A 19782-nucleotide genomic window follows, 5' to 3' on the forward strand; every position below is an offset into this window, starting at 1 on the left:
GTTTTTTTATTTCTTTTGTAAAAATACTGTAACAATTTTTTTAAACGAAAACTAACTCTATAGAGTAACAAATCATGACCTCATTAGAACAAGAGTTTATAAGTCAAATTGAACAGCATAAAGGAATCCTATTTAAGATTTCTAAAATGTATATGACTGAAAAGGATGACCGGGATGATCTTTTTCAGGAGATTACCTATCAGCTCTGGAAAGCATTTCCTGGTTTCAGAGGTGAAAGCGAATTTTCAACTTGGCTGTACAGGATCGCTTTGAATACGGCCATTATCTTCCTTAAGTCGGAAAAAAGAAGAAGCTTTATTGCTAATGAAGATTTTTCCAATCATATCATTGTACAGGAAGACTATGATTATCGCAAAGAAGAACGCATGACCGAAATGTATAAGGCCATTCATCAACTCAACCCCATTGATAAAGCTTTTATATTCTACTATCTGGAAGATTTTTCAGGAAGGCAGATTGCAGAGCAGATGGGAATTTCTGAAGGAAATGTAAGAGTGAAAATGAACCGCGCAAAAAACAAACTTAAAGATATCTTAAGCCAAATAAAAACAAACAAACATTAAAATCAGTAATCCAATGAATATCGATGAATTGAAAAATACCTGGAACGAAGATATTATGGAGGAAACTCCTGAAATAAGTATAGAACAAAGAAATAAACTGAATCTTCCCCTTGAAAAAATACGTAAAAACATGCGTGTGGAATTCTGGTGGGTGATAGGGATTTTTGTTTTTGCATTTTTGGTTTGCTCAGTCTGCAGGCCATTTAAATTGCAATTATATATAACGGTTTTAATTGCTTCCATGCTTATTGTTACCGTTTTCTTTTTCAGCAAGTTCTTTAAACTGTATAACGAAATCAGTAATCCCGCGCCCAAAACCTACGATTCCCTGAAAGATCTGGTGATGCAGCTGAATCTGAATAAACAATATTATCTATCATACTATATAAGTTTTGCACCTTTTCTGGTATGTGAGATCCTTATTGTTCTGGAATTTATCCCATGGCCCAAACCTTTAAGTGAACTGAAAATTGCACTAATATTAATAGGTTCCGTGATTGGAGGATTGTTTTTGCTTTATCTGGCCGGAAAATTCTGGTTTCATCGTTATTACGGAAGATATATGCAGCATATTGAAAACCTCTTAGAAGAGTTGAAAAGTTAGAAAAGATTTCGGCGGGCTGAAAGCCCGCCGAAACTTTAAATTATTGTCCTTTATTGTCTTTTTCCTTAGCGATTTCATTTTTTATCCAATCCAGTTGCGGGTCTTTTTTGTCAATGATATCCTGCATACTTTCCGTAACCACTACATCAGGAACAACACCTTTCCGTGAGTCTGAAAATTTGATATTAGGCTGTACCAGAAGTAATCCGATAGGAAACCTGATTTCAGAATTTGGAAGTTTCTGATAAGAATAGAAACCTGCAACAGTACCATCGTTAGCGCCACCGGTTTCTTCACCTACCAGAGTTGCCCTTTTATCATTTTTAAGCTTAGCAGTAATAATAGAAGATGCTGAGAAGCTACCTCCATTGATCAATACAAAAACTTTTCCGTGGAAAGCTTGCTTATTGGGTTTTGTAGGTTTATCAGCTTTCATTTTATAGAAAACCTTTCCGTCTTTTTTATAGGTACTGAAAGCCTGTGCAAAGAAATAGCTCGGATAGGCAATACTTTTAAGAGCATATTCTAACGGATTGCTTTTTCTGAAGTAATTGGTACGCAGTGGAGTATCCCTTGACGTTACCTGAGAAGGTTTGATCAGGGTAAAAGGAGCTTCCGCCAAATAGGAATACAGGTTATTAATCTCATAGAGAGAACCTCCATAGTTATTTCGGACATCTATGATGAGGTAAGGAGCCTTGGCATCATTGATCTTGGCAAAGGTATTTTTATAAAACTTATCAGAATAATCTCTGGAGAAACTCTGTACCTTTATATAAGCGATAGTGCTGTCCTTGTCCAGAAATTTAAAACTTCTGTTATAAGAATTACTTGAAGCTACATAATCGTTCAGTTTCTTTTCCAGTGTCTTTTTCTGCATTTCTTTATCTTTCTCAAGATCAGAATCGGATTTTGTTTCTCTGTTTAAAGTATAGGTCCGTTTTTCTCCCTTATAAAGTGTTTCAAGAGTTGCTTTACTTCCCAAGCCGTTCTCTGCAGTGTAAAAATTAAAGAAAAGATCTTTTAAAAAATAGGGATGGAAGGTCGTATTGTCACCATCGCTGCTGATGAGAGTTCTGTATTTCTTTATATAATCTGAAACAGGAACATGGTTTATAGATAAAATCTCAGTCCCGGGTTGTATATGCTCAATGGAATCTCTGTTTTGAATAATATACATTTGATCGCCTGATATATAATATTCAAATCGGCTGAACATTCCTTTCTGATGTTCCAGTCTTTTAAACTCTCTTTTGGTAAATTTCTTTCTGGGAATTCTCAATGAAAGATGCCCTTCACGGATTCCTGCAATGACAGGCTGAAGTTTAAAATAAAACTGAAGAGGAGTAAGAGATTCTGTGATGGTCTGTTTAAGACTGTCAAATTTATGTTCCAATTCCTTCTTGGGAATATACCAATATAATTGAGGATGCATTTGCTGTAATTTTGAATAAGCAAAGTCCACATCCTCTTTGAGTTGCTCCGGTGGAATACATGAAGCCCGCTGTTCGTTGTGTTTTCTTATAGAGGCACAAGACGAAAGTATTGCGAGAAGAAATATTACCGAATAATTTTTCAATATATCTGAGTTTTTTAGGGTGCTAAAATAGAAAGTTTAAAATTAATCATGACTTAAATGAATAATAAATTTTCCAAAATACATGATAAATTTAGTTAAAAAATGTACTAAAACGGAATAAATTTTCATGTAAAGGCAAAAGTCAATACATTTGATATTTATTTTCTACAGATGATTTATTGGATTATTACGACAGTAGCTGTTCTTACGGTTACCTTTTTTATAGTGATCAATATGAAGGCGTTTGGCGGAGTGCCAAAAGGAAAGAGGCTGAAGCGGATCAGGCATTCAAAACTCTATAAAAAAAGACAGTTTCAGAATATCAGCCCTACACCATCTATTACCGAGGGTTACAAAATGTCGAAAGTGACTTACGATTTCTTTTTAGGGAAAAAAGATCCGCTCTTGAAACCTTTAAAAGAAATACCATCCCTTCATACCGATTTAAAAAACATAGACAAAAATCAGGATGTATTTATCTGGCTGGGACATTCATCTTATTATCTGCAGACAAACGGTATTTCTTTCCTGATTGATCCTGTATTGAGTTTATATGGCTCTCCTTTTAAATATTTTAATAAGGCGTTCAAAGGATCAGATATCTTTAAACCTGAAGATATTCCTGATATTGATTATCTGGTAATCACCCACGACCATTTTGACCATTTGGATTATCCGACTGTAGAATCAATCAAAGACAGAACGGGAATGGCTATTTTACCTTTGGGAGTAGGAGCACATTTAGAGAGATGGGGATATGCTGAAAATTCCCTTATTGAAGAAGAATGGGGAACTGAAGTGAATCTGAAGAACAATATAAAAATTGTTTTTACCCCTGCCAGACATTTTTCAGGCAGGAGAATCAGGCAGAATGATACCCTATGGAGTTCCTATGTTTTGATAACGCCAACAAAGAAAATTTTCTTGGGCGGAGACAGTGGTTATGACAGCCATTTTAAAACAATCGGTGAGCAATATGGCCCTTTCGATTATGCCATTCTTGAGAACGGACAATATGGAGAAGCATGGAGGTATATTCATACACTGCCGGAAGATGTTATCCAGGCTGGTATTGATCTCAAAGCGGATCGTATCATCCCTGTTCATGCAGCCAAATTTGCACTCGCTCTTCACCCATGGAATGAACCTTTACAAAAGATAACTGCTCTTGGAAAAGAAAAAGGATTGGATATCCTCACTCCAATGATTGGAGAGGTAGTAGATCTGAATCAGCATGAACAGCAATTTACAGACTGGTGGGAAAACTGATCAGGCATGCCATATGTCTTTATATCGTACAGGATGATTTTCAAACTGTTGTCGTACAAAATCACATTCCGGGTCTACAAGCAAATCTTTCTCTTCTGCGTAGCGTACAAGCTCATCCAGTAATAGTTTGGCGTATCCTTTTCCTTCACGCTCTTCATCAAGTTTCGTATAATACACAATAAGCAGTCTTCCGTCAACCTCTATGGACATATAACCTGCCTTTTTCCCATCAATAAGGAGCTGCAATTCATCCTGATATGGCGATACCTGAAACTTTATATTTTCCATGATAATGTAAGATTTGGTTGATAAAAAATAATTTCGAGAACTTTCCGAAAAACATTCTCTCCACTAAAATTACGAAATTAAATAATATGAAATAATAGTTTTCAGGAATCTTAACGAAATTTATAACATAATGATAAAAAGATAAAAGATAAAAGATAAAAGATAAAAGATAAAAGATAAAAGATAAAAGATCTTGTTGTTAAAATTCAATAGAGGTGGGTTTTAACCCACCTGACAATAAATTACCTATTCATTGGCTTTAGCCAAAACGTACAATATTTACTCCTTAAACCCCAAATTTAATTCCAATTTGCTGATTGTCATTGCTGATTGGAAATTTATGTTTAATAAAATTAAATTGTATTCTGATTATAATTTAAGATCAATAACATGTAATAATTTCATTAAAATGCATGAAATATTTCAAAGATAATCAGTTGTTTATGGTTTTCTTAACAAATATTAGTATTTGTAATTAAAACTTGGCACTTTAATTGAGTATGCCATCATGTTTAATTTTAAAGGGGAATGAAATGAAAAAGTTATTATTAACAGTATTTTTGGTTGGGACATTCAGTTTGAGTTATGCCCAGTCAGATTATTATAACGATTACAGAAGAAGTATTTCGGATGTTAACTGGCAAAGAGTTGTTGCCGATCTGTTGCTGTCTACCACACAGGCCAATCAGATTTATGTACTCAATGACCGATATCGTGATTATGATAAATGGAATAGAGTATATGTTGTAGAGCCGGGAAGATGGAGAAACGACCGGTATTCAGAGCTGGAAAGAATCATGGGCAGAGAAAAGTATATCATCTTTAAAAAGAGATATTACAGAGGCCAAAACCCAGTGATTGTTTACGGTAGAAATAAAAACGATTATAAAAAATACCGTAAAGAACAAGAGAAGTATTATAAAAATCAAGAAAAATACTATAAAAAACAATCTAAACACCATGGCCGTGGTCATGGTCACGACGACGATTGGGATTAGATCACTATCAACTATATATTCACTTTTAAATGGCTGGCATCTTTTTGTCAGCCATTTTATTTTTTCCAATCTTGAATATTATTTTTATTTAGTTTGTTTGAATTTTATAACTTTGATTTATGGAATCACATGAATCACTTAAGGGTTTTTATGAAAGGAATGCCCCCAATCTGGCATCACAATGTATTGGAGTCAGCAGGATGGGGCACTTTAATGTATTTTCACGGGAATACTGTTCTCCGTTGACTCCCTACAGCAGGAGAGATTATTATAAGATTTCATTGATTATAGGAAAAGGAAAACTGCATTATGCTGATAAATGGATTAAAGTAGACCGGCCAGCTTTATTGTTTTCAAATCCTATTATTCCTTATTCCTGGGAGGCAGATGATGAAGATCAGAAAGGCTGGTTTTGTCTGTTTACCGATCAGTTTCTGCATAACGGAAGCCGCATGGGAAACCTTCAGGATTCTCCGCTTTTCAAGATTGGAGGGACACCTGTTTTCTTTGTAGATGAAGAACAGCAGAGGATACTTTCTGATATTTATACGAAAATGATGACGGAGATTCAGTCGGATTATATTCACAAATATGATATGCTGAGAGCTTACCTTCACCTGATGATTCATGAAACCATGAGAATGCAGCCTGCAGAAAGTTTTGAGCCTTATCAGAATGCTTCACAAAGAGTTGCTTCCTTATTTATGGAACTTCTGGAAAGACAATTTCCCATTGACAGTCCTGAGGCTTTTTTAAAATTAAAAACGCCCAACGATTATGCTCAGAGTCTTTCCATCCATGTGAATTCTTTAAACCGTTCCGTAAAAGAGATCACAGGGAAAACTACCAGTCAGCAGATTACCGGAAGGATTATTCAGGAAGCCAATGCTTTATTGAAACATACAGATTGGAATGTAGCTGAAATTGCTTACGGATTGGGCTTCGAAGAACCCGCTTATTTTACCAATTACTTTAAAAAACAAACCGGAATTACTCCTAATGCCTTAAGAATGGACATTGTTTGAATTTTATAATTCTTGGTTTGAATTCTATATCGGAATTGGTTTCTTCATGTTCTAATTTTGTCTTGTAAAATTAAATCATACCTATCATGAAATTTAAAAAATTAGGAAACACAGACGAACAGTTATCGGCAATTGGTTTAGGATGTATGGGAATGAGCTTTGCTTATGGTCCTACAGATGAACAGGAAAGTATCAGTACTTTGCACAGAGCTTTGGATTTAGGCGTTAACTTCTGGGATACTGCGGATATGTATGCCAATGGAGAAAACGAAAAACTGATTTCTAAAGTTTTGGTTCCGAACAGGGATAAAATTTTTATTGCGACCAAATTCGGATTCAGATTTAAAGATGGTAAAGCAAGCCACAGCGGAGCTCCGGGAACGTATTTTGACGGTTCTCCTGAATGGATCAGAAAAGCAGTAGATTTAAGTCTTCAAAGATTAAAAATAGATACTATTGACCTGTACTATGCTCACAGAGTGGATCCCAATGTTCCGGTAGAGGAAACAGTAGGTGCAATGGCAGAGCTTGTGAAAGCAGGAAAAGTAAAATATATCGGATTATCTGAAGCTTCGGCAGAATCTATCAGAAAAGCCAACAAGATCCACCCAATCGCAGCTTTACAATCAGAATATTCTATCCTTACAAAGGATGTTGAAAAAGAGATTTTGCCAACCATCAGAGAACTGGGAATTTCTTTAGTCCCTTATTCACCGCTGGCAAGAGGTCTTTTTACCAATATTTATGATGTACAGAATCTTGGTGATGATGATTTCAGAAAATCACTACCGCGTTATCAGCAGGAATACCTTGAAAATAATACCAAACTGGCTAACGAAATTAATGAATTTGCAGCTTCCAAAGGGGTAAAAGGAACACAGCTGGCATTAGCTTGGGTATTGAATCAGGGAGACGACATTATCCCGATTCCGGGTACCAAACGAATTAAATATCTGGAAGAAAATATTGCAGCCGTCAACATAGACCTTTCGCAATCAGATCTGGATACTATTGATGCCATTCTGAAAAAATACCCGAATGTAGGGGAAAGATACACCGAAGGCTCAATGAAACTGGTGAACAACTAAAGATTACGATACAAAAACTGAGTTCCTGCTTATGATGGGAGCTCAGTTTTTTTGTTATTATTCTCACTGAGAATGTATAATTAATGAAAAAAACTAAATTATGAACAGAAGAGAACTATTAAAGAATGGTTTATTGGCAGGAACATTAAGCATGATTCCTTTTTCCAGTATATTGGCAGAAACTCCAAAAATCACTGAACAAACAGGTGATGATCTTTCCGGTTTTAAAAAGTTAAAGCTTGGAGAACTGGAACTTTTTGTTCTTACAGACGGATATATTCATGAAGAAAATCTTAATGCATTTGCTCCCAGAGGGACTGTTTCTGAGCTGAAATCAATTCTTAAAAATAATTTCAGACCGGAGAATTACATTGATATGGCCATGAATATTCTGTTGGTTAAAACAAAGAATAAACTCATTCTGTTAGATACCGGAATGGGTATTTTTGCTGATGAAAGAACCGGATTCTTATTAAAAAGTCTCCAAAAAGCAGGTTTTTCACCAAAAGATATTACAGATGTTTTTATCTCCCATGCCCATCCTGATCATATTGGCGGCGTAATTGATAAAAAGCAGAATCTGGTTTTTCCGAACGCCGGTATTTTCATTTCAGAAACTGAACATGACTTTTGGATGAATGCTACTATCAAAGATTTTAATAATAGTGGTTTGAAAAAGCAGCCTGAATTACTCAATCAGATTATTCCTGCTGTTCAAAATATTCTTAAAACCATTCAGCCAAAACTTAAGTTTTATGACCTTAATAATCCACTTTATGACAATTTTGGTTTTCAGCTGGCTCCCGGCCATACTCCGGGTTTAACGGTGACAACCATTTCTTCAGGAAATGAAAAACTGATCTACATTGCAGATTTGATTCATTCCGATGTAATTCTTTTCCAACATCCTGAATGGGGTTACTTCGGTGATACTGATCTTGATCTTGCGACCGCTTCAAGGAAAGATCTTCTGAAACAATTGGCAGATACTAAAACCAGAGCATTTGCCTATCATTTACCCTGGCCGGGTCTTGGATTTACAAAAACAAAATCCGGAGCATTTGAATGGTTCCCAGAAAGTTTTATGAATTAGGTAGTAGGCTGCAGGTGAGAGGTAATAGGTAGTAGGGATTAGGGATTCGCTGACTAGGATTAATAAATACGCACTCAATATTCCCCTCCCTTGGAGGGGTGGCAAAAATTCAAAGAATTTTTGACGGGGTGGTTAATTAAACGAAATAATTACCACACGCATAACACAATCAATAGAAGCGGACTTTAGTCCGCTTTCATAACAAGGCTCATTCATAGGGCTTTAGCCCAAACTTATAAAACAACCGATCCTCCCATGCAATAGGAGGATCGGTTTCAACATAAGAAAAAATTAGAGTTTTATAGTCATCAGGCTTCTCCAAAAACCAGCTCAGGAGAATATAGCTTTCTGAACATCAGATAAGTCATCGTAAGTACAGAGAAAGCGACTATTGCATCTATTGTAGCTGGAAAACCCAGTACCGCAATTTTTGAGAATAAAGCAAAAATAATATCGAAAAACATTCCTGCAAATACCCATTCTTTCAATCTCATTAATCTGTTGGGAAGGAGGAGAACAAGAACGCCTGAAATTTTAAAGACACCCAGTATATAAATAAAATGCGGCGGATAGCCAAGTTGTTGAGTAATGTCCCATACCACAGGATTTTTTGTAAGTTCAAAGAAACCGCTGGCTCCGAACCATAATGACATAAAAATAGCTCCCGCCCAATAGATGATTTTTGTTGTTTTTGTTTTCATTGTAGTATTATTTTTAGTTGTTATTATTAATATATTGTGTGAAAATTATTTGAAAATTGTTTTTGCTGATCCTGATATTTCTCCCGTTTTTGGATTTTGAATAAAAGCTATAGCTTCCCAGTTTTCAAGAGAAAAACCTTCCGGAAGTTTAAATGTGGTTGTTCCTTCCAGCTGTTTATTCAATGAGATCTGATTTTGCTTATGAACAATCTGCCAATGATGCAGATGACGGCCTTCATTTTCACCTTTTCCTACCTGAGTAGAAGAATGTTTTTCAACAAGATTAACAAGAAGTATATTCTTAGGGTCGGTTGCAGAGGCTTTATACTGTACATTGATTTCCTTCTGAGAAATGTTTGCTGATAGTGCTACATTTGTTTTTTTAGAGGAGAATAAGACTTCACGGATTGTATTTTTGATATTGGTTTCATCTGACCCTACAAATTCTGTTTTTCCATTGACAACCAACTGTGGTGTATAAACCTGTGAATTTAAAATACGGCTGTATTGCTGTTGTCGCTGCGAGTTCTCAGCACTACTGAACCGGTCTTTCCATCCAAGTCTATTCCAGTAATCAACATGGTAGGAGAGAAGGTAAACAGGCTCATCTTTATATTCCTTTTCAATTTTCCCCATCAGTTCATCAGCGGGAGGACAGCTGGAGCAGCCTTCTGAAGTGAAAAGTTCCAAAACTGCAAAACCATTTTCTGTAGTTGATTGTTGTGCTGTTTTTTCTACTTTATCTTGATGAATAAATGCTGAAGTAGCAAATAATAACGCGGTGAAAGCGCTTACTGTGATTAAGTTTTTTAGTATCATGTCTTTTAATTTGATTCAAAAGTAGATACTCTGGAAAGGCGGAAGAATACAAAAATGGTTCAACCGGACAAATCAAAAGGTGAATACGGAAATTGCGAAGGGGGAAGGATTTTAAGGCTGGAAGCTGGAAGCTGGAAGTGGGAGGCTGGAAGTTTTTGGAGTGTGAAAAGGAATAGCGTTTTATTTTTTTAGATATAAGAAGGAAGAAGCTTAAGAAATTGATACAATCAAATAAGGAATAAAAAAGAAAACCCTAATCATATCAATCAGGGTTATAATTTATTTAAAAAGTTCTGAATATTAGAATGACTTCAAGTACTTCCAGCTTCCTTACTCTTTATCTGTCTTCCAGCCAGGTAAAGAAACTATGGGTTTTCTCTTTATTAATAAGAAGTTTTTCGGGAGTTTCAACAGTGAGTTTTACCAATATTTTACGCTGAAAATAATGTTCCATTTCCTTAATCGCTTTGAAATTCACGAGATATTGCCTGTTAACCCTGAAGAATTGTTTATCAGAGACCTGTTCCGCGACTTGCCCCAAAGGCTGGCTAAGAGAAAACTGCTCTTTGCCGAATGTTACCAGATGAGTCATTTCATTATGGATATAAAAATAGGCAATGTCTTCTGTAGGAATTGTAGTGTATTTTTGATTTTTAAAAACCAGAAAATTACTCTTACCGGTAGAAGCAGGCTGGTTAATTTTTTGGATCAACAATTCCAGGTCAGGAAGGTCATTTTTCTGAAAAAATTTTTTCAGTTCGTCAACCTTTCTCAAAGCTTCAGCAATATCTTCTTTGGAAAATGGTTTTAAAACATAATCAACGCCCTTGCTCTTAAAAGCATCCAGCATATACTGATCAAATGCCGTACAGAAAACCACCGGGCATGTAATGTCCACCGATTTGAAAATCTCGAATGAAAGTCCGTCCGATAGCTGGATATCCATAAAAATAAGATCGGGTTTCACGTCTTTCAAGCCTTCAATACTTGTTTCGATACTGTCGTAAACACCCAGTATCTTAGAATCCGGTTTTAAATCTGAAATTAAATTCTGAAGGGATTTTGCAGCCCTGAATTCGTCTTCAATAATGATGATATTCATGAATTAATGGTAGTTTTATCTGAAAATTGTTTTCGTCTGAGTTAATAGTGATTTCCTTTTCCAGTAAGTGTTTGTAACGCATTTTAATATTGTCAAGTCCCACTCCCAGAGAGTCTTCGGTGTTCATCTTTCGCTGTATAGGATTTTCAATCACAATTTGAGAATCAACGGTGTATATTTTAATGTGCAGAGGCTTACTTTGTGAAACAATATTGTGTTTGATACAGTTTTCCACCAAAAGCTGAAGCGTAAAAGGAGGAATAAGGGTTTGATCCGTTTCTTTTCCGAGATCGTTGGTAAACTTAATTCCTTCACCGAAGCGTGCCTTCTGAAGAAAAAGATAAGCATCTACTATTTTCATTTCTTCCTGAACACTGATCAGGTCGAGTTTTCGGCTTTCAAGTGTAAACCGGTAGAAATCTGAGAGTTTTACAATGAAATCAACCGTTTCTTCGTCATGCGTTTCTGCCATTAATTTCAATGTATTCAAACTGTTAAAGAGAAAATGCGGGTTGATCTGTTGCTTCAGTAATTCGTACTGAGCCCCTAAATTATCACTTTTTACCTTCTCCAGTTCAAGCTGTATCTGCTGGCCCGTATAATTATTCTGAAGAAGTGTCAAGAACATATAACAAACCAGATTGATTAAAATTCCTCTTACTTCAACCATCAGCATTACCGGACCGAAATTGATATGAGATAAAATCAGCTGCTGAATCCAGGCAAGTCCAAACATAATTACCATTCCGAAAGCCAGTACTACTATCAATCTTGAGTAGGAGATATGCTGTCTTCGTTTTGCGGTACGATTTAACATATAAATATTGACATACCACATGATGATGGAAAATGCTGCTGTAATGGCTGAGTTGACTATCGCTTCTTTCCAGTTGAATTCATGAGAAGCAAGCTGAGGAACAGAAGATAAAATACCCAGAAAAATGGAGCTTATCCAGATAATGGCTTGTGAAATTTTTATTTTTTGCTGTTGCATGAAATATGCTGATTTGAAAAAGTTAAATTAATGTTTTTTATTGAAAATATTATGATAAATAATGAAAGAAGAGTTTTATTTTCATTCCCTGTTCGCCGGACTTATCAGATTAAACATTTATAAAATAGTCCTGAGTTTACCTTTTATGGTCTGCTGACAGGACGGTAACTCATGAAATATTGGATTCTTTCTTCTTTGTTGGGAGAAGTGGTTTTTGCAAGATCACTTTTAACATCATAAGAAATATTTCCGGCATTATCAGACTGTACCGTTTCGATACTTAGCAATTCTCCGGTAATAGTTCCGCCAATATATTGAGGGTTCTCATGATATTTCCAGGTAACCAGCTTCATAATAGTACCTGCTTCCGGTGTCTGATTTTCCTTTGATAAAGATTCCAGCGCTTTTTCGTTTCCATATAAAGCGGACATTGTTTCTTTCTTGGGATTTAAAGAATTGGAAATGAATTTAAGCTGGCCAGGATCAAAAACAACTCTCTTAAGTCCATTATCTGTATCGTTATTTTCTTTGCTGCAAGCGGTAAGAGCAATAAGGCTTACCAGTAAAATCAGGATTGTATTTTTCATTTTTTCTGTAAATTTTGGATTAATCTTTGAGTATTTACTTTCATTGGAACATCAAAAAGATATCCTGTTTTTTCTGCGAGCTGTCTATGGCAGGCGATGCATGATTCTTTGGCAAAAGATGCGGTTTTTCCTGTAGGATGAAGGTCATCTCCGGAGAACTTTGCAAATCCCCAGCCTTCAGTATCTTTATACTGTTTAGAATCTTTTACCATGAACTGAGCATTGATGAATTTTCCTGGTCTGATTTCTCCGCTGGGAAACTCTTCCTGTTTCCATACAGATTTTACGACAATACTTCCGTCTGGCCATGGATGAAAGTTTTCTGTTTCCACAGCTTTTACTGCAATATCATTTCCATAGATGACACGGATAGAGTTGTCAAAAAGAGTACTCATACTGATCACTTTCCAGTTTTTAAAATCAGGCGCATACTGAACGCCATTGGGAGAAACCGGAAACTTTGCTGGAGTTGCAGCAGGTGTACTGGAAGCCGGATGAGGTTCATTTTTATGTTGTGCTGCCGGATTTACTGAAGATAATGAAAGAGTGTATTTTTTGATGATTTCAATATCTTTTTCTGTAATCTTAGCTGAAGGATGCAGAAGAGTGTATTCATGAAGAGGCATTTTCCCGCTCTGCATCATATTGAGGATAGCATACATTTTTCCCTGATGTTCAGCTGGGGAGAGCTTTTCCCATTCTGAGAAATTCAGAACTTCTCTGGCTCTTTTGATGTCTTTATTTACGGCCCACGAAACAGGAGCGATTTTATCATACCAACTTAAATTTTGCTGGTTGGAATGGCAGTTGAAACATGAGTTTTCAAGAATACTGATCACTTCCCTTGGCGCTTCAATCTTTCCTGTAACCGGTTTTCCTTCCAATGGTTTGCTGAATAGCTGCAACCCTCCGAAGGTTCCTGATATCACCAGAAATGCTATGGCAACGAAGTTTCTTTTTTTCTTTACGGTATCCATAATGAGTATTGTTTTTATTTCTGGATCAAAAGTAGATGGATAGTCTATGTTGTGAAACGAAAAACAAGCTTAACCGGACAAATCAAAAGGTGAATCCGGAATTTTGGGGCCCGAAAATACACAAGAAAAATCCCGGTAATTGTGTTACCGGGATCTGATTAAATCTATTGCTTATAAAGTAATACCGCCGTCTATGATAATTTCGGTTCCGGTGACATAGCTTGAAATCTGGTCATCTGACAAATAGCTAACCAGTTTGGCAACTTCTTCAGCTGTTCCCATTTTTTTCAATGGAATCTGATCTACGAGATGGGTTTGAATATTTTTCAATGTCTCTTCATCAAGTCCGGCCTTATTCATAATCTCAGTTTTTATCGGACCGGGACTGATCATATTCACTCTGATTTTTCTTGGCGCTAATTCTGCCGCCGCTGTTTTTGCAATTGAGTTCAACGCAGCTTTGCTTGCCTGATAAGCAGAACTGTTTGGTTTATAGGTAGAAGCCACAATAGAAGATAAAAAGATGACAGACGCACCATCATTTAATAATGGAATGAATTTGCTTAATGTAAAATATGCACCTCTGAAATTGATGTTCATCACCTGGTCAAAATTTTCTACATCCATATTCTCAATGGAGGTCAGGGTTCCTGTAATTCCTGCATTGATAAACAGGATATCTATTTTTCCAAACTGTTTCTCTACTTCTTCTTTTAAAAGATCAATCTCATTAAGGTTTGCCTGGTCTGCGGTGAACGGGATTGCTCCAAGCTCCTGAGCTGCTTTTTCTACAGCTTCTTTTCGTCTTCCGGTGATGATAACCGTTGCGCCTTCTGAAATAAGTTCTTTTGCTGCAGCGAATCCTATTCCGCTGTTTCCTCCTGTCACGATAGCCAGTTTGTTACTGAATTTTTTCATTGTAAAATTTTTGACAAAGTTATTTCAAAATGGTATACTTTTGTAACCAGTATCACAGAGTATATCAGTATCATTCGTGATATCACTTAACTTTGCAATTATGGAAAGAGATCAGACAGAAGAACTTAGAGCTTTACAGGATACCCTTTACTTTGTCGGAGGGAAATGGCGAATTCCTGTGATCAATTCTCTTTGTAACGGGAACAGACGTTTCAGGGAAATTGAACGGAGTATTCCCGGAATTACCACCAGAATGCTTTCAAAAGAACTGAAAGATATGGAACTTAATAAACTGCTAAAACGCACCGTTTACCCCGAAACTCCTGTTTTAATAGAATATGAACCCACGGAATATTGTCGCACCTTTGGAAATATTATCCAAGAAATGATCAACTGGGGGAGAGAGCATAGGAGAGTAATTGTGGAGAATAGGTGATAGGTTGTAGATGTTAGGTGGCAGGGATTAGGGAGATGCTGACCTAGATGAGTAAATATGTCCTCAATATTCCACTCCTTTGGAGGGGTGGCAAAAATTCAAAGAATTTTTGACGGGGTGGTCTTATCGCTATATTTTAACGGGGTGGTTCTACAAAAAAAGCCCCTTAAAAAAGGAGCTTTCATTTATATCAAAACAAACAATTAAATTCCGTCAATGATTTCATTTAAAACAGTGCTAGGTCTCATCGCTGCATATGTTTTATACGTATCAGTTTTGTAGTATCCTTCAATGTTTTGAGGTTTACCCTGAGCACCAATTAATTCTGCATTGATTACTTCTTCATTTTCCTGCATTGCCTGTGCAATCGGCGCAAATTGTTTAGCCAACTCAGCATCAGCAGTTTGGTTAGCCAGTGCTTCAGCCCAGTACATTGCTAAATAGAAGTGAGAACCTCTGTTATCGATCTGTCCTACTTTTCTTGCAGGAGATTTATCTGTAGCTAAGAATTTAGCGTTAGCTTCATCCAATGCATCAGCTAAAATCTGAGATTTTGTATTCCCCTGAGTTTGTGCCAAGTGCTCTAAAGAAGCCTGAAGTGCCAAGAATTCACCTAGAGAATCCCATCTTAAATATCCTTCTTCTAAGAACTGCTCAACGTGTTTAGGAGCAGAACCTCCGGCACCTGTTTCAAATAAACCACCACCGTTCATCAATGGAACAATAGAAAGCATTTTTGCAGAAGTACCAAGCTCAAGGATTGGGAAAAGGTCAGTTAAATAATCTCTCAATACGTTTCCGGAAACAGAGATCGTGTCTTTACCTTCTCTAGCTCTTTTCAGAGTTTCAGTCATAGCATCTTTTACATCAAGGATTCTGATGTCAAGACCCGTTGTATCGTGGTCAGCAAGATATTTCTCTACTTTTTTGATGATTTCTCTGTCGTGAGCTCTTCCTTTGTCTAACCAGAAGATGGCAGGAGTATCAGATAATCTTGATCTGTTTACCGCTAATTTTACCCAGTCCTGAATAGGAGCATCTTTTGTCTGACACATTCTGAAGATATCATCTTTTTCTACTTTCTGAGAAAGAAGGATATTTCCAGCCTCGTCCTGAACTTCTACAGTTCCGTCAGCTGCTAATTGGAAAGTTTTATCATGAGAACCATATTCTTCAGCTTTCTGGGCCATCAAACCTACGTTTGGAACAGATCCCATTGTTGTAGGGTCTAATTTTCCGTGCGCTTTCATATCGTCAATTACAGACTGATAGAAACCTGCGTAAGAACGGTCCGGGATGATACAAACAGCATCTTCTTCGTTTCCGTCTTTGTTCCACATTTTACCTCCGCCTCTTACAAGAGCAGCCATAGATGCATCAACGATGATATCAGAAGGTACGTGGAAGTTAGTAATTCCTTTGTCAGAATTTACCATTGCCACTCTAGGTCCGTTTGCCAAAGCAGCTTCAATGTCAGCCTTGATGTCAGCTTCCTGAGCATTTCCTTTGATTTTTTCAAAAAGATCAGCAAGACCGTTATTTGGATTGATGTCTAAAGATTTGAAAGTCTCAGCATATTTAGTAAATACTTCTTTGAAGAAAGTCTCAACAATAGCCCCGAAAATAATTGGGTCAGAGATTTTCATCATCGTAGCTTTAAGGTGAGCAGAAAGAAGTACATTTCTGTTCTTAGCTTCCTCAATTGCTTCCTGAACAAATGCTTTCAATGCATTTAAGTTCATTACGGAAGAATCAATTACTTCACCAGCCTGAAGACCTGCGAAGTCTTTTAATACAGATTCAGAACCGTCGTTTCCTTTGAATACGATTCTGTATTTTGTAGCATTTTCTAATGTTGTAGAAGTTTCTGTACCGTAGAAATCACCATTGTTCATGTGTGCTACGTCAGTTTTGCTGTCAGAAGCCCAGTTACCCATTCTGTGTGGGTTTGCTTTTGCATAGTTTTTAACAGCTTTTGGAGCACGTCTGTCAGAGTTTCCTTCTCTTAATACAGGGTTTACAGCACTTCCTAATACTTTAGCGTACTTAGCTTTGATGGCTTTTTCGTCATCATTCTTAGGCTCTGCAGGATAATTTGGAACTGCGAAACCTTTACCTTGTAATTCAGCGATTGCTGCATCCAACTGAGGTACAGAAGCAGAAATGTTTGGTAACTTAATGATATTAGCGTCAGGTTGAGTAGCCAGTTGGCCAAGTTCTGATAAAGCATCGCTTATTTTCTGGTCGTCTTTTAAAAACTCAGGAAAATTTGCAAGAATTCTTCCTGACAAAGAAATATCCGGAACCGCGATTTCGATATTTGCTGATTTTGTGAAAGCTTTTACAATAGGTAAAAACGAGTGAGTAGCCAGCATTGGAGCTTCATCAGTAAGAGTGTAATAGATTTTTGATTTTTCTGACATTATACTGTTATTTTTTATTTGAAATTTTAAGTCCCACAAATTTAGTAAATATCATTGTTTTATTTGAGATATTTCCATAAAAAAGTGGCTTTTGTATCTTTAATTTTATATCGTTGTAATTGTATTGCTTCCGGATATGCTGTCATTAATTCTAAAAAATAATTGGATAATTTCAGATATTGAACTTTTGCTGTCTAAAGCTTGTTTTTTTTAAGTCATGGGCATGCAGGTAATTTTGTTTGAAAAACTGATGAGCAGGTGAAAACGTTTTATTTTCACTTTAAGATTAATTTAACCATAATAAGTCGGGAAAATTTTCTTTTTTGATTAAATTTGAAAAACTAAAAAATAAAATTATGTCCACGACAATCACTTTAAAAGGAAACGAAGTACACACAATAGGAGCATTACCATCTGTAGGGACTACTGTAAAAGATTTTGCATTGGTAGATTCAGGATTAAATGTGAAAACACTTGAAACTTTTGACGGAAAGAAAAAAGTATTCAATATCTTCCCAAGTATTGATACTCCAACTTGTGCTGCTTCTTCCAGAAAATTCAATGAAGAAGCTTCAAAACTTGACAATACAGTAATCATCAATGTTTCAAAAGACCTTCCGTTTGCTCTGGGAAGATTCTGTGCCGCTGAAGGATTGAATAATGTGGAAACACTTTCAGATTTCAGAAGCAGCTTCGGAGACGATTACGAAGTGACAATCGCAGATTCACCTTTAAAAGGTTTATTGAGCCGTGCCGTGATCGTTACAGACGAAAACAACAAAGTAATTTATACTGAGCAGGTTCCTGAAATAGCAAACGAACCTAATTACGATGCCGCTCTTGCCGCATTGAAATAATAAAAATAATTTTTGTAGAAAAGCCTTGTGAATGTAATTTTTGCAAGGCTTTTTTTGAATATAAAATCTAATCAAATCACACCAAATGATGTCAAATAATTATAAGAAATACGGAGAACTTTTTCAGGTAGACGCAGAACACTTTGATGAATTTTATGCGCTTCTGAATGATACGGTACTTTTAAAATCTGATTTTTTTCTGAAGCAGGGAGAAAAATGCAAATACCTTGGCTTTATTAAAAAAGGGACTATCAGATGTTTTTATATCAATGACCAAGGTCGCGAAATCAATTTTGGGTTCTACTTTGAAAATGAATTTTTTACCGACTATGAAAGCATACTTTGTGATACCGTTTCCAACATGAACATTCAGGCTCTGGAAAACTGTGAGATTTTACTGCTGAGTAAAGACCATCTGCGGGCTTTATACAAAAAAGAGGCTTACTGGCAGCAGTTCGGAAGAGTGATGAGTGAAAAAATTTATCTGGATGCAAAAAAAAGGATTGACGACCTGCTGTGCCATTCCCCTGAAAACCGATATCTCAATCTTGTCAAAAAACAACCCGCACTCTTTCAGAAAATAGCTCAGAAACATATTGCCAGTTATTTGGGCGTAACAGAACAGTCACTCAGCCGAATAAGAAGCCGGATTGTTAATTAACTTAAGTTAACGTCTGCAGATAATTTTATACCGTAGCTTTACCATTATCAAATTTTAACACAATCATTATGGAACAAAAAGATTTAACCATTATTTTGGTACACGGAGCATGGGGAGACGGGTCACACTGGCAGTACGTTATCCCTTCATTGACAAAAGCAGGATATAAAGTAAGAAGTGTTCAGAACCCATTAACTTCGCTGCAGGATGATATTAATAAGACAAAAGATCTTATTGATGCACAGGATGGGAAAGTACTTTTAGTAGGGCATTCCTATGGAGGTGCCGTTATTTCAGGAGCCGGAAATCATGATAAAGTAGCCGGACTCGTTTATATTGCTGCATTTGCGCCTGATGCGGGAGATAGTCTTGGATCTCTGTTAGGAAGAAGAGAATCTCCGGGTGGAGCAAGTATTTATCCTGATAGCAAAGGCTTTTTATGGATCAAATATGATGAATTTAAATCTGCTTTCTGTCAGGATTTGGATGATGAAAAAGCATTGGTAATGTCATTGTCACAAAAACCTATTCACGGTCAGTGTTTTGGTGACGTAGCGGGTGAACCGGCATGGAAAAAACTCCCAAGTTGGTATCAGATCTCATTGCAGGACCGCATGATCCCTGCAGAAACAGAAAAAGAAATGGCAGAACGTCTTGAGCCTAAGAAAATAATCTCTTTAGACGCGGGACACGCTTCATTAGCGTCACATTCTGAAGAAGTTACTCAGCTGATTTTAGAAGCTGCAGCCTCCGTTTAATACAAGATAGAACACAATATT

21 protein-coding genes are annotated in these 19782 nt (G+C 36.5%); 11 read left to right on the forward strand and 10 right to left on the reverse strand.

Translation table 11 applies throughout. The features are described 5' to 3' along the window. Nucleotides 1-74: 74 nt before the first annotated feature. A complete protein-coding gene (locus tag ACLMCG_RS11570) occupies nucleotides 75-584 on the forward strand; it encodes an RNA polymerase sigma factor (protein WP_413959659.1) in 510 nt (169 codons plus the stop codon). A 13-nt stretch (nucleotides 585-597) separates the two neighbouring features. Continuing rightward, a complete protein-coding gene (locus ACLMCG_RS11575) occupies nucleotides 598-1188 on the forward strand; it encodes a hypothetical protein (protein ID WP_223601662.1) in 591 nt (196 codons plus the stop codon). Between the two features lie 40 nt (nucleotides 1189-1228). Here the strand turns inward: ACLMCG_RS11575 and ACLMCG_RS11580 are convergent, their stop codons facing one another. Further along, on the reverse strand, nucleotides 1229-2623 hold the full coding sequence (locus ACLMCG_RS11580) for a S41 family peptidase (protein WP_223601661.1): 1395 nt from the start codon (nucleotides 2621-2623) through the stop codon (nucleotides 1229-1231). A 315-nt stretch (nucleotides 2624-2938) separates the two neighbouring features. On the opposite strand from ACLMCG_RS11580, the gene ACLMCG_RS11585 reads away from it, so the two are divergent. Further along, complete coding sequence (locus ACLMCG_RS11585; protein ID WP_413959660.1) at nucleotides 2939-4036, forward strand: MBL fold metallo-hydrolase; 1098 nt, start codon at nucleotides 2939-2941, stop codon at nucleotides 4034-4036. Here ACLMCG_RS11585 and ACLMCG_RS11590 read toward each other — a convergent pair whose 3' ends face one another. Beyond that, nucleotides 4037-4324, reverse strand: coding sequence for a GNAT family N-acetyltransferase (locus ACLMCG_RS11590; protein WP_047385514.1), 288 nt, complete (start codon nucleotides 4322-4324; stop codon nucleotides 4037-4039). A 533-nt stretch (nucleotides 4325-4857) separates the two neighbouring features. Between ACLMCG_RS11590 and ACLMCG_RS11595 the strand changes: the two genes are divergently transcribed. From ACLMCG_RS11595 to ACLMCG_RS11610, 4 genes are all read left to right on the forward strand, one after another. Beyond that, complete coding sequence (locus tag ACLMCG_RS11595) at nucleotides 4858-5322, forward strand: hypothetical protein (RefSeq protein ID WP_223601659.1); 465 nt, start codon at nucleotides 4858-4860, stop codon at nucleotides 5320-5322. A 119-nt stretch (nucleotides 5323-5441) separates the two neighbouring features. Then, entirely contained in the window at nucleotides 5442-6347 is a 906-nt protein-coding gene (locus ACLMCG_RS11600) for a helix-turn-helix domain-containing protein (protein ID WP_047377614.1), read from the forward strand. A gap of 86 nt (nucleotides 6348-6433) precedes the next feature. Beyond that, nucleotides 6434-7435: an aldo/keto reductase gene (locus ACLMCG_RS11605; protein WP_223601658.1), complete on the forward strand. Its 1002-nt coding sequence runs from the start codon at nucleotides 6434-6436 to the stop codon at nucleotides 7433-7435. Between the two features lie 100 nt (nucleotides 7436-7535). Next, nucleotides 7536-8528: an MBL fold metallo-hydrolase gene (locus ACLMCG_RS11610; protein ID WP_413959661.1), complete on the forward strand. Its 993-nt coding sequence runs from the start codon at nucleotides 7536-7538 to the stop codon at nucleotides 8526-8528. A gap of 308 nt (nucleotides 8529-8836) precedes the next feature. Here the strand turns inward: ACLMCG_RS11610 and ACLMCG_RS11615 are convergent, their stop codons facing one another. The 7 genes from ACLMCG_RS11615 to ACLMCG_RS11645 all read right to left on the reverse strand — a co-directional run bounded on the left by ACLMCG_RS11615 (nucleotide 8837) and on the right by ACLMCG_RS11645 (nucleotide 14626). Further along, nucleotides 8837-9229 carry a DoxX family protein gene (locus ACLMCG_RS11615; RefSeq protein ID WP_413959662.1) on the reverse strand — a complete coding sequence of 131 codons (393 nt, stop codon included), beginning with the start codon at nucleotides 9227-9229 and terminating at the stop codon, nucleotides 8837-8839. Nucleotides 9230-9274: 45 nt separating this feature from the next. Further along, nucleotides 9275-10048 (reverse strand): DUF1223 domain-containing protein, encoded by a 774-nt coding sequence (locus ACLMCG_RS11620; protein ID WP_413959663.1) that lies wholly within the window; start codon nucleotides 10046-10048, stop codon nucleotides 9275-9277. 337 nt (nucleotides 10049-10385) lie between these two features. Beyond that, complete coding sequence (locus tag ACLMCG_RS11625; protein ID WP_413959664.1) at nucleotides 10386-11150, reverse strand: LytR/AlgR family response regulator transcription factor; 765 nt, start codon at nucleotides 11148-11150, stop codon at nucleotides 10386-10388. Further along, entirely contained in the window at nucleotides 11131-12144 is a 1014-nt protein-coding gene (locus tag ACLMCG_RS11630) for a sensor histidine kinase (protein WP_413959665.1), read from the reverse strand. The genes ACLMCG_RS11625 and ACLMCG_RS11630 overlap by 20 nt, the downstream gene beginning before the upstream one ends. A gap of 143 nt (nucleotides 12145-12287) precedes the next feature. Next, nucleotides 12288-12731 (reverse strand): hypothetical protein, encoded by a 444-nt coding sequence (locus tag ACLMCG_RS11635; RefSeq protein ID WP_413959666.1) that lies wholly within the window; start codon nucleotides 12729-12731, stop codon nucleotides 12288-12290. Further along, the gene (locus ACLMCG_RS11640; protein ID WP_413959667.1) at nucleotides 12728-13708 is read right to left on the reverse strand and encodes a heme-binding domain-containing protein; all 981 of its coding nucleotides are present in this window, start codon (nucleotides 13706-13708) and stop codon (nucleotides 12728-12730) included. Before ACLMCG_RS11640 ends, ACLMCG_RS11635 begins: the two co-directional genes overlap by 4 nt. A gap of 171 nt (nucleotides 13709-13879) precedes the next feature. Next, entirely contained in the window at nucleotides 13880-14626 is a 747-nt protein-coding gene (locus ACLMCG_RS11645; RefSeq protein ID WP_413959668.1) for an SDR family oxidoreductase, read from the reverse strand. Between the two features lie 100 nt (nucleotides 14627-14726). Here ACLMCG_RS11645 and ACLMCG_RS11650 point away from each other — a divergent pair, with 100 nt between their 5' ends. Further along, nucleotides 14727-15062, forward strand: coding sequence for a winged helix-turn-helix transcriptional regulator (locus ACLMCG_RS11650; RefSeq protein WP_223601649.1), 336 nt, complete (start codon nucleotides 14727-14729; stop codon nucleotides 15060-15062). Between the two features lie 203 nt (nucleotides 15063-15265). Here the strand turns inward: ACLMCG_RS11650 and ACLMCG_RS11655 are convergent, their stop codons facing one another. Next, the gene (locus ACLMCG_RS11655) at nucleotides 15266-17485 is read right to left on the reverse strand and encodes an NADP-dependent isocitrate dehydrogenase (RefSeq protein ID WP_413959669.1); all 2220 of its coding nucleotides are present in this window, start codon (nucleotides 17483-17485) and stop codon (nucleotides 15266-15268) included. Nucleotides 17486-17841: 356 nt separating this feature from the next. Between ACLMCG_RS11655 and tpx the strand changes: the two genes are divergently transcribed. From tpx to ACLMCG_RS11670, 3 genes are all read left to right on the forward strand, one after another. Beyond that, nucleotides 17842-18342, forward strand: a complete 501-nt coding sequence (gene tpx / locus ACLMCG_RS11660) for a thiol peroxidase (RefSeq protein ID WP_223601647.1) — start codon at nucleotides 17842-17844, stop codon at nucleotides 18340-18342. An 85-nt stretch (nucleotides 18343-18427) separates the two neighbouring features. After that, nucleotides 18428-19003, forward strand: coding sequence for a Crp/Fnr family transcriptional regulator (locus tag ACLMCG_RS11665; RefSeq protein WP_413959670.1), 576 nt, complete (start codon nucleotides 18428-18430; stop codon nucleotides 19001-19003). Nucleotides 19004-19071: 68 nt separating this feature from the next. Beyond that, entirely contained in the window at nucleotides 19072-19761 is a 690-nt protein-coding gene (locus tag ACLMCG_RS11670; RefSeq protein WP_413959671.1) for an alpha/beta hydrolase, read from the forward strand. Nucleotides 19762-19782: the final 21 nt, after the last annotated feature.

It is taken from the genome of Chryseobacterium sp. S90 (assembly GCF_047444895.1).
Taxonomy (GTDB): Bacteria; Bacteroidota; Bacteroidia; order Flavobacteriales; family Weeksellaceae; genus Chryseobacterium.

Bases quoted from the DNA above. Each gene is read 5' to 3' on its own strand.
- ACLMCG_RS11570 (WP_413959659.1), top strand. From the start codon at position 75: ATGACCTCATTAGAACAAGAGTTTATAAGTCAAATTGAACAGCATAAA.
- ACLMCG_RS11575 (WP_223601662.1), top strand. From the start codon at position 598: ATGAATATCGATGAATTGAAAAATACCTGGAACGAAGATATTATGGAG.
- ACLMCG_RS11580 (WP_223601661.1), bottom strand. From the start codon at position 2,623: ATGCATCCTCAATTATATTGGTATATTCCCAAGAAGGAATTGGAACAT.
- ACLMCG_RS11585 (WP_413959660.1), top strand. From the start codon at position 2,939: ATGATTTATTGGATTATTACGACAGTAGCTGTTCTTACGGTTACCTTT.
- ACLMCG_RS11590 (WP_047385514.1), bottom strand. From the start codon at position 4,324: ATGGAAAATATAAAGTTTCAGGTATCGCCATATCAGGATGAATTGCAG.
- ACLMCG_RS11595 (WP_223601659.1), top strand. From the start codon at position 4,858: ATGAAAAAGTTATTATTAACAGTATTTTTGGTTGGGACATTCAGTTTG.
- ACLMCG_RS11600 (WP_047377614.1), top strand. From the start codon at position 5,442: ATGGAATCACATGAATCACTTAAGGGTTTTTATGAAAGGAATGCCCCC.
- ACLMCG_RS11605 (WP_223601658.1), top strand. From the start codon at position 6,434: ATGAAATTTAAAAAATTAGGAAACACAGACGAACAGTTATCGGCAATT.
- ACLMCG_RS11610 (WP_413959661.1), top strand. From the start codon at position 7,536: ATGAACAGAAGAGAACTATTAAAGAATGGTTTATTGGCAGGAACATTA.
- ACLMCG_RS11615 (WP_413959662.1), bottom strand. From the start codon at position 9,229: ATGAAAACAAAAACAACAAAAATCATCTATTGGGCGGGAGCTATTTTT.
- ACLMCG_RS11620 (WP_413959663.1), bottom strand. From the start codon at position 10,048: ATGATACTAAAAAACTTAATCACAGTAAGCGCTTTCACCGCGTTATTA.
- ACLMCG_RS11625 (WP_413959664.1), bottom strand. From the start codon at position 11,150: ATGAATATCATCATTATTGAAGACGAATTCAGGGCTGCAAAATCCCTT.
- ACLMCG_RS11630 (WP_413959665.1), bottom strand. From the start codon at position 12,144: ATGCAACAGCAAAAAATAAAAATTTCACAAGCCATTATCTGGATAAGC.
- ACLMCG_RS11635 (WP_413959666.1), bottom strand. From the start codon at position 12,731: ATGAAAAATACAATCCTGATTTTACTGGTAAGCCTTATTGCTCTTACC.
- ACLMCG_RS11640 (WP_413959667.1), bottom strand. From the start codon at position 13,708: ATGGATACCGTAAAGAAAAAAAGAAACTTCGTTGCCATAGCATTTCTG.
- ACLMCG_RS11645 (WP_413959668.1), bottom strand. From the start codon at position 14,626: ATGAAAAAATTCAGTAACAAACTGGCTATCGTGACAGGAGGAAACAGC.
- ACLMCG_RS11650 (WP_223601649.1), top strand. From the start codon at position 14,727: ATGGAAAGAGATCAGACAGAAGAACTTAGAGCTTTACAGGATACCCTT.
- ACLMCG_RS11655 (WP_413959669.1), bottom strand. From the start codon at position 17,485: ATGTCAGAAAAATCAAAAATCTATTACACTCTTACTGATGAAGCTCCA.
- tpx (WP_223601647.1), top strand. From the start codon at position 17,842: ATGTCCACGACAATCACTTTAAAAGGAAACGAAGTACACACAATAGGA.
- ACLMCG_RS11665 (WP_413959670.1), top strand. From the start codon at position 18,428: ATGATGTCAAATAATTATAAGAAATACGGAGAACTTTTTCAGGTAGAC.
- ACLMCG_RS11670 (WP_413959671.1), top strand. From the start codon at position 19,072: ATGGAACAAAAAGATTTAACCATTATTTTGGTACACGGAGCATGGGGA.